The organism is Bacillus sp. BB081 (assembly GCF_008368895.1).
GTDB lineage: Bacteria > Bacillota > Bacilli > Bacillales > Bacillaceae_G > Bacillus_A > Bacillus_A wiedmannii.
Map to the genome: position 1 here is coordinate 1 of NZ_QOZX01000131.1, position 12187 is coordinate 12187.

Consider the following 12187-nt stretch of genomic DNA (forward strand, 5'->3'; position numbering starts at 1 on the left):
TTCTTATAAATATATGATTCTGTTCCTCCATTTTTATATACTTTAGTCAATTTAACAACTGACTTGTACGTATTATTGTCATTCGTCACCATCTTTTTCATATCTTCTATTTCAGCATTACCAGTTCCACTCTCAATTTTCAAACAATTCGAAATGTTGAGGTATCCACTCGATACGAAAAGAATAATAAACGTAAGATCAGGGAAATTAATGAACAGTATTCCAAACTTTAAAGGATTCGTAGCCGTATCAGATAAAACTAATCGGAAATTTAATAGTTCCGGCACTTGAACAAAATCTTTAGAAACAATCGCTTCACCTACTATAGTAATTTGCTTTACGACATTCCCCATTTCATCTATAAATTCAGTACAACTAGGTGCATCAATTGTTTTTGCTTGTAGTGATAAATTCAATTCTGGATTGTGAAAGTCAAAAAAGAGTGTACTACCCTCTGTTAAACATTGCGGACAAACATTTCCAAGTAAACTAAAATCCTCTTCAATAAATTTAACTTTCGTTTTACAACTACAAACTTTTCCTATTCGAATTGCATCAATCCTAGAACAATCTACAAAAATAACCTCATTGTCCTCTTGTACGAAGGATACGATACCATTTCTCTTATTAAATGAAAGAAAATAAGATACAACAATTTCGTTTCCGGCGATTACAATACTCTCAACTTTTGTAAAAGGCTCTAGACTTCGCAAAAATTCACAAATACTATTTTGGCAGCATTGATAATTTCGTTTCGGCTCACAACCCACTTACACTCCATCCCTTCCCTATATGTTTTATCTAATACATATAATATGAACGGAGTATAAAAAAGCTTGGACAATATAACTTTAACTCAGGAATATAGGTACTTACTTATCACATTAATAATGAAATTACGCCAATAATGAGTAATAGCACATAAAATTCCCTATAAAAACATATAACAATTTCATCTTTCATGAAAAAAACGTTATAATAGGGTGTAGCCTCTACGATTACGTTATAAAGGAGAATAAAACAATGGCTAAAATTAAAGTATACCAAGCAAAAGAAGAAAATATGGATGCAGTAAAGAACATCATTGATGTTGAGGAACAAAACCCAACTGCTGAAAACTTACAAAATCTATATGCATGTGTATTAGAAACAGAAGATATGGCATTGCCTGAATCATACATTGAAGAAGATATCTTAATTGATTCTATGGAAGTTATCGTTAACGCTTCTCCTTTCCAATTGGAAAGGAGCTTTTTCATTACGCTTTTGATGTTTCACTCTTTTTATTCGTTTGTTTTTTCTTAATTACCATACGCTCATTTCCCATAAAGAAAATAAATATGAATGCTAGACCTGCTGGTACTAATGCCCACATAAATGTTTGAACAATGGAGCTAGAAAGAGCGTCAATAATTTTATCTAATATTTGCGGCGGGATTTGAGATCTTGCCGATTCTGATAGAATCGCTCTTGAATCTCCTAAAGCGTTTGTATTCATTCCTCCGCTCATACCTTTAAAAGCTTCTTCTAATTGATCTTGGAAACCTGTTCTTTGAATCATTCCGAAGATTGTAATACCTAGTGTCATTCCTAATGAACGAATGAAATTACTCGTTGAAGTTGCAGATCCACGCTGTTCCATACCGAAGTTGTGAATAGCTGCCATACTTAGTACAGAGAATGAGAAACCTACTCCAAATCCAATGATAATCATATAAAACGTTAATAATATTCGACTTGTTTCTGGCGTTAATGTGCTTAATAAGAATAGTCCAATTAGCATAATAACAGCAGAAATAATCATAATGTTTCGGTAGCTAAGCTTCGTCGTTAAAAATCCACCTAACTGCGCTGTTACGACTGATCCTAACATCATCGGTAAAAGTAATAATCCTGAGTTTGTTGCGCTACCACCGTATACACCTTGAATGAATAACGGTATGTATACAGTTGCTGACATGAACGCAGCACCGTAACATAATGCAATAATGGTACTCATTCCGAATAAACGTTGTTTAAACATTTCAAATGAAATGATCGGCTCTTCTACTTTACGTTCAATAAAAATAAATGCAATAATTAAAATAGCGAATCCGCCAAATAAACTTAATATAAAGTTAGAATCCCAATCATACTTTTGTCCACCTAGTTCTAAAGCAAACATTAGCGAAACTACTGCACCAACTAAAGTAATTGCGCCAAACCAATCAATTTTTTGCTTTCTATGAACTCGTGATTCTTTATAAAAGAATGTAATAAAAATAAGTGCTAAAACGCCAAGCGGTAAGTTAATGTAAAATACCCAGTGCCAGCTTATGTAATCTGTAATATACGCACCAAGCAGCGGACCAAAAATACTTGATAAACCAAATACTGCTCCGAATAATCCACCCATTTTCCCGCGCTTTTCAGGAGGGAAAATATCAAAAACGATAGTAAACGCGATCGGCACTAATGCCCCGCCGCCAATACCTTGAATGGCACGATAAATACCTAACTGTGTAATATTTTCAGCAGTACCACAAAGTGCCGAACCAATCATAAAGACGATTAAACCGAAAATAAAGAATCTCTTTCTACCATACATATCTGATAGTTTTCCGAATATCGGCATACCTGCCATTTCTGCGACCATATAGGCAGAAACGACCCATACAAAGTTTTCAAGGCCTCCTAAGTCACCAACAATCGTTCCCATCGCTGTTACGACAATGGTATTGTCCATTGATGCCATTAAAATACCTAGCAATAAGCCTGCCACAACAAAGCCGAGCTTATTATTCTTCTCAACCATAACCTTGCTCTCCCTCGTACTACTTATATTTGTTTATGTTCTTTTACGACTGCATTACCTTTTTGGTTAAAACTAGTATGATATTCTACAACACTAATTTCACATCCTGGACCAATGGTAACGTTGTTTCCTCTTACCACTTCAGCAATCGTATGCTCTAAATAAATTTCATCTCCTTCAATTATAGACGTTTGGAGGCTTCCAGCATGACTTGTAAATGGAATAAATCTCGCTTTTTTACGAACGGCAATCTTTTTACCGCCGATTTCTCTCACTTTGCTACCTTCATAACGAAGTGAAATTTCAATATTTTCAGCATTAAGTAATCCATCACTTTCAAGGCCACCAGTTAGTGATAGTTCTTCAACTTCAATATCTCCTTTTACATTTAAAGCGCCTTTCACATCTACGAAATCACCAGTTAACTTCCCTTTAACTTCTATCATACCTCTTACTTTCGTTTTTTCAATATGAGCATCACTATTCATTTGTGTATTTCCGTATACTTTTACATATTCAGCAGTTACATTTCCTTGTACTTCACTATCTCCATACACGACATAATTTTTCACTTTCATATTACCTTGTACATCACTCGTGCCGTACGTTTTAAATTCATTACAACTCATATCATTAGAAATCGTTCCTTCGCCGCGTATCTTCACTTTGTTATAATCCCCGCCTGCTGAACTACCAGAACCATTAACAGTAAGACTATGTTGATGTTCCATATTACTTTCTCCCTCCCATTAAACCTGCTTCATTTCTTTTACATTTGCGCTTTTATCAACAGTAAGAACACCCGTATATTCAATCAGTTCAATCTCACAGTTCGCTCCTACTGTCACATTGTTTCCTCTTACCGTTCTTATGTGAGCATAATCAATATCAATATTGTCGCCTTCTAATAGTTCAGCCTCTAATTGCATACCAAATACTGATTTAAACAGTCTACTAAAAGTACTTAGTCTATGTTTTACTTTAATCGTTTGACCACCAATTTCTTTTGCTCGACATGTACCGTGAATATTAATATTTATTTCATCGGCGCTTAATAATCCACCAATTGTAAATTGTCCTTCTGAAGAAAAAGTATCCACTTCACAATTCCCATCAATCGTCGCTTGACCGTTGATTTTAAATTCTTCTCCAGTTACATTTCCACCTACTGTACCTTTTCCTGCAATTTTTAAACTGTTCGCCTTCACATCTTGCGTAATTGTTGCTTTCCCATCAATTCGCATCGTTTCCGCAATAACTGTACCATCAACTTTACCTGATCCACTAATTCTTGCATTGCTACTTTTCAAATTTCCAGTAACAGCACCATATCCGTTACATTCAAATTGGTCACATTCAATATTTCCATTAACAGTCCCTTTTCCATTTAATTGCACTTTATGAAACTCGCCGCCATTCGATGAACCGTAACCATTTATAATCAAATTATCTGTACGCATACTTTCTCCTCCACTACAACAGTTTCGTTTTTAATGCTTCGGTATATTTCATAATCGCTTCGCGTAAAACAATTTTGGTACCTTTTTCAAAAATTAAATCGTCCACGTTTGAAACTAAGAAACATGTAGAAATCCCTAACTTTCGGACGATGATTAAGTCACAAGTTTTATGCTTAATCGCTTCATAATTTTCACGTAAAACTTGCAAGACCATTTTTCCTTCTTCTAAACTAATCTCTCCCGATTGTAGTAACTCTTCTAACATATACACATAAAGAATATCTACAAATTGAAACTCTGTTGTTTTATTCGTTTGTTCTATGAAGAATTGTAAAACTGGCTCTGATGCAATCCCTTTACGTAAGACGTCTTCCTTAGTTAAAAGAATTTCGCTCACACTCGGTGAAAACATATTTGCTAGTTCATCAAGTGATAAATCTTCTTTCATCGTTTGGATTTTATCAATACGCTCTAATATCTTTTCTTTCGGAAAAAATGTCTCTTGACCCGTGAATGTTGACTTTCGTACAAACCAATCTTCCGGTATTAAATTTTTTCTTTTCCACCTATATAACTGTCCGTATGAAATACCAGTTAGTTCTAATAAATCTTTTTTTGAAATTAAATCTGTACTCAACTGTATAACACTCCTTCCTGATAACAATGTAACATAACACTGTTACGTTGTAAATGAACTTTTATCGTAAGTAGCGTAACAATGTGTAAAACAAACCTGTTTCACACACGAAAAAAAGGCTCTCACACATTATGTAAAATGCGTAAAAACCCTTATTTATTAACATGTAAACCATATTTCATAAAAATCAATCCACCCTTGTGAATTAATCATTATATTTTGTACTTTTTCGTGAGAAGTTACTTGTTGTTTGTTACGATATAAAGGAATAATATGAATGTGACGCAACAAAGTGTCCTCAATATCGCGTAACAATGTAACTCTATTCTCTAAATCTGCTTCTTTAAAATAAGGGGAGAACTTTTTATGAAAGTCCATGCTGCTTTGCCCATGAATAAAACTATTTTTTGTAAGAAACATATATAGCAGACTATCTTCTATTCGTTCGCTAATTGTTGCACTATCATGCATCATATCAGCCTTTTGTATCGTACTGATTTCCAATAACTCTTCAACTTCAAGAAAATTATTTTCTATACGAATCCCGTACTTCGCACACTCTTTCTGTATCCATTGTGCATCTTCTACGTGATCTTGTCCTGTAAATGTGTAGAGTTGTAGCACTTCATCATGATACATGCTCCTTCTCACTAAACATTCTATCTCTTCCTTAATCTCTACTGTTCTTTCATTTGCTAATATTAGTTTCTTTGCCACTTCTCCACGTTCTCCGCCGAGTTCTTGGACAATCTTATCGCCATGAATAATCTGATGTAACGCCGTTCGAAACAGCTCATCTTGCATTGGTCCTTCTTTTACAAGATTGCACGTTACATATGTCACGTTCGATTCAAGCCGAGACAACTCTTTATTAGGCTTTTCTTTATCTTTATATTGCGCCTTTACTAACACGTCATATGTATTTACATTTTTCTCTACATTCATTAGTTCAATTCGGTCAAGAAAAGGTCTTTCACGATAATATAAATCATGCACTTCTAATACAAATAATTGTGCACTTTTCTCGCGTAATATAAAAGGTCCTGTACCAATAAAGTTTCCTGCTTCATCTTCATTTACGATAGAACACTGTTCTGCACTTAGCATTTGTAAAAACATCCTATTTTCCGTATGTAATTGAATTTCAACAACAAATTCATCCACTGCACGGACATTTTCAACATGTTGCAACATCCATGCGTGTGGGTTGTTTTCCGCTTTCATAAATCGATTCAATGAATGTATAACATCATGTGCGGTAAGTCGTTTTCTATTATGAAGATGAACGCCTTTTCTTAAATAAAATGTCCAAACCTTTTCAGCGCCATTATATTGCCAGTGAAAAGCAAGTCTTGGCTCTATACAATTTGTTTCCTCATTCACATATACGAGTGTATCAAAAATATGTTTAACCATATGACATTCTGAGCGCATCGCAGCGTAGACCGGATCTAAAGCGATGTCTAGATTCATTTGTACTTGCAACCGAAGTACATCTTTTCTTCCTTCAGGTGTCCTTTCTATTTTATGACCAAATATTGAATCTACCCAAGCTTCATACTCTTTCTTTACTGATGGAAATTGTGAGCTGTATCGTTCCACAAATGAGATTCCACTTTTCACATCCCCTTTTTTAGTTAGTTCTTTTCCTCTGTCTAAAATCAATGTCATCGGTTGCTTTTGAAATATTAATTTAGAACGATTCCCTCTCCCGCGACCTGGAAACCAAACGATCCAATTTAACTCATCTAATTTTTTTATAATTAATTTACTATTACGCTCTGTACAAAATAATGTTTCGGATATATTTTGCACTGTTATTTCTAATTGTTCTCCTTCTTTTTTCCCTTTCCCATAGGCAATCCATAGCTCAATGTATTGATCTAAAATAAACATCATATTCCCCCTAAAAGGTGAAAAATACTCCCTATTCTTTCTACCCTTTTTCTAATTCTCCTTTCATCTTATCATTTCAATATAGAAAGGAGGAAATAATATTGAATCATCTTTTATTACGTTACAATAAACCAATTATCATTAGACTGTGCGGTGAATTATTAACTCGAACAACAGAGTCAATGTTAGCTATTATTATGATTATTTACGTTAATAAGATGCTAAACGGCAATATTATGATGACTATGCTTATTTTCGGGTTACAACCGCTTTCGGACATTATATTTACACTTATTGCTGGAAGAGTCACTGATAAATATGGACGAAAGAAAATTATGTTACTCGGCTTATTGCTACAAAGCGTTGCAATCGGTAGCTTCATCTTTGCTCAATCCGTTTTTATATTTGCTTTGTTATATGTCATAAATGGGATTGGCCGTTCCTTATATATTCCTGCTCAACGTGCACAAATAGCTGATTTAACAAATCATGGGCAGCAAGCAGAAATCTTCTCTCTTCTGCAAACGATGGGAGCAATAGGTACCCTAATCGGCCCTTTAATTGGTACTATTTTTTATAAGACTCATCCTGAATATGTATTTACGGTGCAAAGCATTGCACTTATAGTATATGCACTCGTTGTTTGGACGCAGCTTCCAGAAACCGCTCCGGCAATGACAACACCAACGCAAAAGCTTGAAGGATCATCTCAAAAACATTTTGTACGCAAACATTACGCCGTATTTGGACTTATGGTTTCTACACTTCCTATTAGCTTTTTTTATGCACAAACTGAGACGAATTATCTTATCTTCGTGAAACATACTTTTCCGGATTTCGAACTCATACTCGTTTTTATTTCAACATGCAAAGCTATTATGGAAATCTTTCTGCAAGTTTTCCTCGTGAAATGGTCTGAGCGATTTTCCATGGCTAAAATCATCATTATTTCTTATGCCTGCTATACAGTAGCTGCACTTGGCTACGGGCTTTCAGCAACAATCGCGTCACTATTTTTCACATTACTCTTTTTAGTCATCGGTGGAAGTATTGCTTTAAATCATTTACTTCGATTCGTTTCAGAAATCGCTCCTTCAGATAAACGTGGATTGTATTTTTCAATTTACGGCTTACATTGGGATGTATCTCGAACGTGCGGTCCTGTTATTGGTGCGGTTTTATTAAGCAAACTAAACGGCAGTATGCTATTTTATATTTGTGCTTGTTTCTTAATAATTGGGGGCATTATTCAAGCTCTTTTTGTTCACAATTTAGAGCGTAATAAAATAAAAAAAGACATTTCAGAGCATACCCCTCATATTTTATAGGATGCTTTCTTTATAAAAAGAAGGATGTCACAAAAGTCTCGAGACTATTGTGACATCCTTTTTTATTACCCTGCCATTTTATTAATACTATCTTCTGGTGAAAATACCGAAATATGATTTACGTTACCAGTTGATTTTGGAATAATGAATTTCAACTCAAACTGATTGTTTACTTTATATACGTATATTTTATCTTCCCCATTTACTTTAACTGAAGCTGGTTTTCCTAATGCTTTCTCTATTTCTTGTAATGTAATTGATTTTAGCTCTGCATGATAGGAGCGTACATCAAAAACTTGTGATCCTTTATTAAAACCGAAGGAAACATTTTCATTTGTAAAAGTAGCGTACATTCCGTTACCTGCTTGTTCCGTTTTATCTGCTTTCCCCCACGCTTTTTCTATTTCTTCAATATCTCCTGTATGAGCTGCGAACGGAACATTAGGTACTTTTCCTTCTTTCGCTAGTTCAAACAAATCTTTAATGTGGTTAATTGATTTTTGATTTATTACTGTATCTTTCGTGCTTGAATCTGTCTTTGGTTTTGCTGATCCTTCATTATTTGATTTTGCTTCAGGCTCTTTCTTTTCTTCAGAAGAATTATTTTGTTCGTTTTTACTATTTTCAGAGGTTGGGTTTGTTTCCTTTTTTTCGTCTGTCCCTTTACATGCTACTAATGCAAATATGCATGTAAAAGCGAGAAATAACATAGCTATCTTTACATACACTTTCATACATTTCAGCCCCCTATAATAATCTTATTCCTTTTGATAACCAATCCATGACACCACTTTTCAAATTGTGTTTGTTCCAAAAAATAAATACTTCACTCACTCCCAATGCTTGTAAAACATATTCTACAAAAGCTGTTCCTAAAAAATAACCGAGTCGGTTGTATCCAAAATACTGTCCTCCCGATAACCGGAACCACTCTTTCTCTTTTTCGAGCGTCCATCCTTCTATATAATCTTCCAAAAAACGATTCTTTATTTGTTTTTCATTTTCTATATAGCATTGTAACCAACGTTCACCATCATTGTTATATGAGTAGTACACTGATTCATTTACGCCTTTTATAATTTGCTTTGATAAATATGTTGCAACACCTTCACGATACAAAGCAACTGCCGCGTCAGTCCACTCAGCTTTTGTCCAATCCATTCCATCATTGTGTAACATAACATTATGATATATATGTCCTATTTCGTGAGCGACAATAACACGAAGGTGATTTACATCTGGAGATAATTTTTCTGCCGCAAAAAATATGTCCCCAATAATTTCCCTTTCTACAAATGCATTAGAGCCAAACCCTCCAACAAATAGATGAAAATTCATATTTACATCAAAGTTATATTTATAATGATATTCATTCGTTATCTCTTGAATAATAGTCGGTAATGTTTCTGCAATGATACGAATATCTTCTATTTTTGCGGGATATAGGTTAATGGCATTAGAAAGACGTTCTTTCGTTTTAGGACAATGATACTTAAAGTATTCTTCAAATATCTCTGGATGCGAAGTGAAGTATTGATTGAGGACAGCTAATTCTACGTCGTTACTTTCCCATAATTTTAAAAAACTTGGAATTGTATTATTTATCATTTTTTCCATCTCCTTATATATCCCTTCTCGCCATTTACACTGCAATCCTTCCTGAAACGTAGAAAAAGCAACAAAGAAAGATGAGTCTTCTTTGTTGCTTTTTCTGTTTAATCAAACCATTTATCACCATCAGAAATCCATTTACCATTATGCAAATCATAACATTCATCATAATAATAAAAAAGCTGCCCAAAAAGGACAGCTTTACATATGTATTTTTACACTTCGATTGACTTACCATCTTCAACAATATGATAAAGTAAGTGAGCTAAATGATGAATTGGGCCATACTCTTCCTCTTCTTCATCTGTTTCACCTTGGAACTCAAGATCATTTAAGTATAGTGCTAAAAATTGATAGTATAGTTTTAAATCAAATCCGTAGCACGCAGTTGGCTCTTCATGATCGCCTTCGTATTGTAACATTAAATATTGATCGTTTCCTTCTGCATCTTCTGCGTCAAAGAATACGAAGAATCCAACGTTTGTATCTAAATCAAATAGATGACGAGTGCCTTTTTCTGTCGCTTTATTGAAGTCCTCTTCACTTAATTTATGTACTGTTGTCGCTTTAGCATTATCTTCTTGATGGAAATTTACTGTAAATGTTTTCAATGCTGACACCTCCTGATTGTATAATACTAGCATAACATATAAAAAGGACTGCTTACAAATGTAAACAGTCCTTACATTCATTTTCGCATTGCTCGTAATAAGAAGCTTACGATGAAAATTAAAACGATCGCACCGATTAAAGCTGGAATAATTGCATATCCGCCAATGACTGGACCAAAACTACCAAGTAATTTCGAACCAATCCAAGAACCGATAATACCAGCAATAATATTACCAATTACACCACCAGGTACGTCCTTTCCAGTAATTAAGCTCGCAAGCCATCCTAATATACCACCGACGATTAAAGACCAAATCATATGATAACCTCCTTTATATTTTACCAATCAAAATATAATTAGAAACAATTGCTTACCATTAGTTATGTTACATTTTTCAATAGTTATTCATACAGATTAACTATTAGATTATTTCAAAATAATGAACGGCCAGTTTTTCGACTCGAGGTTGATGTTATTCGTAATACACATATTAAGGACAGTCAGGCTTTAATATTGTCCGCATAAACTCTTCTTTAAATGCAGGATAGTTAAAACCAACTGCAATTTTTTGAATTGGTCTATTATCAAACGTTGTCGGCACAGCTATTTTTCTAAAATCCGCCACACTTTGTCCTCTTGTTACATCATTTGTCGTACTAATCCAAACTGCAGATTTTTTGTATTCAAAAATATCATCATTTATAAATGAAATGAACGGAAGTAAATCGTGAATTGGACTTCCAGCAATACCCGGGTATTCTTTTTTATAAAAGTTCTCATAATAAAAATCGATCATTGGTTTAATAAGCTTCGCTTGCCCTGTTCCTTCTTTATTAATAATATCCACCATTTCAGGAGTAATGAGGGCTGCTTGCGTTACATTTAACGGATAAATAGTCGCATTTTTTGCGTACTTCATCACAATATTTGCGGCGATTGGATCCCCATAAAAATTAGCTTCTGATACAGGAGTAACGTTACCAGGAAATAAAAACGCACCGCCCATAATATAATATGAACATACCTTATCCATTACATTTGGATATAATAAAAATAACGTTGCCAATGTTGTTAAACGCCCTGTCGCTACGATAATAATATCTTCTGGACAAGGTTCAATTAATTTAATTAGTTCACAAAAATTTTCCCGTTTACAAATCCTCATATCAGGTGGAATAATTGGCCCTAAACCATGATCTCCATGTATTTCAGGAAAGAACAAAGGTTCTTCAGCTGTCATCGGTCTTGCTGCACCCTCAATGATTTTTACTTCTGTAGCATAGTATCTTTCTAAAAAATACACATTTTCCGTTACAATTTCTCGCGATACATTCCCATATTCAGCAACAATACCTATAATATCCAATTGACATGTTTTATTTGCATAAATTAACGCCACCGCATCGTCAATACCAAAGTCTCCAAAAAAGATGATTTTCTTATTAACTATCCTCACCCCTCTTCAACATAATCTACTATTATTATTATGTAAAAAAGACAAGGCTGTGAAACGGTGCAAACTAAAAAAGTCGCCTATTTATTGGCGACTTCAATCTTTTTATAAGATAAATATGCTAGTACATTTTTACTTGAATCGTATTTCGGATTATTTCCTTTTCTCGGTTCTCTCATATGTGTTTTTTCAAATCCAGGAATATCTGGCATTTTCTCCATAAATTCAAACATTTCTTCTTCAGTTCCTTCAATACGTACGCGAATCATTATTACTTTTCCTCAATTCTCATTTTCTCTGTACTAAGTATAACGTACTTTGAAAAGACTGCAAGAAATTTATCTTTTTAATGTCGCGCTTTTTTTGCATACAAACAATGCCATTTCAGTATAAAA

General features: G+C 34.2%; 13 protein-coding genes and 1 pseudogene. 2 read left to right on the top strand and 12 right to left on the bottom strand.

Going from position 1 to position 12187, the window contains the following annotated elements; translation table 11 throughout:
• Positions 1 to 770, bottom strand: a 770-nt coding sequence (locus tag DN394_RS28590) for a BC_2878 family exosporium-associated protein (protein ID WP_149294462.1), incomplete at its 3' end; no start/stop codon positions are given.
• A 253-nt stretch (positions 771 to 1023) separates the two neighbouring features.
• Here DN394_RS28590 and DN394_RS28595 point away from each other — a divergent pair.
• Positions 1024 to 1230 (top strand): annotated as a pseudogene (locus DN394_RS28595) (hypothetical protein); the annotation flags it as partial.
• 28 nt (positions 1231 to 1258) lie between these two features.
• Here the strand turns inward: DN394_RS28595 and DN394_RS28600 are convergent.
• The 5 genes from DN394_RS28600 to DN394_RS28620 form a co-directional block, all read right to left on the bottom strand.
• Complete coding sequence (locus tag DN394_RS28600; RefSeq protein WP_046959710.1) at positions 1259 to 2794, bottom strand: MDR family MFS transporter; 1536 nt, start codon at positions 2792 to 2794, stop codon at positions 1259 to 1261.
• Positions 2795 to 2817: 23 nt separating this feature from the next.
• Positions 2818 to 3525, bottom strand: coding sequence for a hypothetical protein (locus tag DN394_RS28605; protein WP_046959711.1), 708 nt, complete (start codon positions 3523 to 3525; stop codon positions 2818 to 2820).
• A gap of 18 nt (positions 3526 to 3543) precedes the next feature.
• Entirely contained in the window at positions 3544 to 4254 is a 711-nt protein-coding gene (locus DN394_RS28610) for a bactofilin family protein (protein ID WP_001258370.1), read from the bottom strand.
• Between the two features lie 13 nt (positions 4255 to 4267).
• Positions 4268 to 4891, bottom strand: a complete 624-nt coding sequence (locus DN394_RS28615; RefSeq protein ID WP_000102259.1) for a YhbD family protein — start codon at positions 4889 to 4891, stop codon at positions 4268 to 4270.
• Between the two features lie 159 nt (positions 4892 to 5050).
• Positions 5051 to 6787 (bottom strand): ABC transporter substrate-binding protein, encoded by a 1737-nt coding sequence (locus DN394_RS28620; RefSeq protein WP_098953528.1) that lies wholly within the window; start codon positions 6785 to 6787, stop codon positions 5051 to 5053.
• Between the two features lie 101 nt (positions 6788 to 6888).
• Here DN394_RS28620 and DN394_RS28625 point away from each other — a divergent pair, with 101 nt between their 5' ends.
• Entirely contained in the window at positions 6889 to 8115 is a 1227-nt protein-coding gene (locus DN394_RS28625; protein ID WP_001016138.1) for an MDR family MFS transporter, read from the top strand.
• A gap of 65 nt (positions 8116 to 8180) precedes the next feature.
• On the opposite strand, the gene DN394_RS28630 is transcribed toward DN394_RS28625, so the two are convergent.
• From DN394_RS28630 to DN394_RS28655, 6 genes are all read right to left on the bottom strand, one after another.
• Positions 8181 to 8849 (bottom strand): YjgB family protein, encoded by a 669-nt coding sequence (locus tag DN394_RS28630; protein ID WP_046959714.1) that lies wholly within the window; start codon positions 8847 to 8849, stop codon positions 8181 to 8183.
• Positions 8850 to 8862: 13 nt separating this feature from the next.
• Complete coding sequence (locus DN394_RS28635) at positions 8863 to 9723, bottom strand: aminopeptidase (RefSeq protein WP_098953527.1); 861 nt, start codon at positions 9721 to 9723, stop codon at positions 8863 to 8865.
• Between the two features lie 218 nt (positions 9724 to 9941).
• Positions 9942 to 10337, bottom strand: a complete 396-nt coding sequence (locus tag DN394_RS28640; protein ID WP_000847587.1) for a hypothetical protein — start codon at positions 10335 to 10337, stop codon at positions 9942 to 9944.
• Positions 10338 to 10414: 77 nt separating this feature from the next.
• Positions 10415 to 10657 (bottom strand): GlsB/YeaQ/YmgE family stress response membrane protein, encoded by a 243-nt coding sequence (locus DN394_RS28645; protein ID WP_000638305.1) that lies wholly within the window; start codon positions 10655 to 10657, stop codon positions 10415 to 10417.
• A gap of 172 nt (positions 10658 to 10829) precedes the next feature.
• Entirely contained in the window at positions 10830 to 11795 is a 966-nt protein-coding gene (locus tag DN394_RS28650) for a nucleoside hydrolase (protein WP_098354840.1), read from the bottom strand.
• A gap of 77 nt (positions 11796 to 11872) precedes the next feature.
• Positions 11873 to 12061, bottom strand: a complete 189-nt coding sequence (locus DN394_RS28655; RefSeq protein ID WP_046954344.1) for a DUF3970 family protein — start codon at positions 12059 to 12061, stop codon at positions 11873 to 11875.
• Positions 12062 to 12187 lie beyond the last annotated feature (126 nt).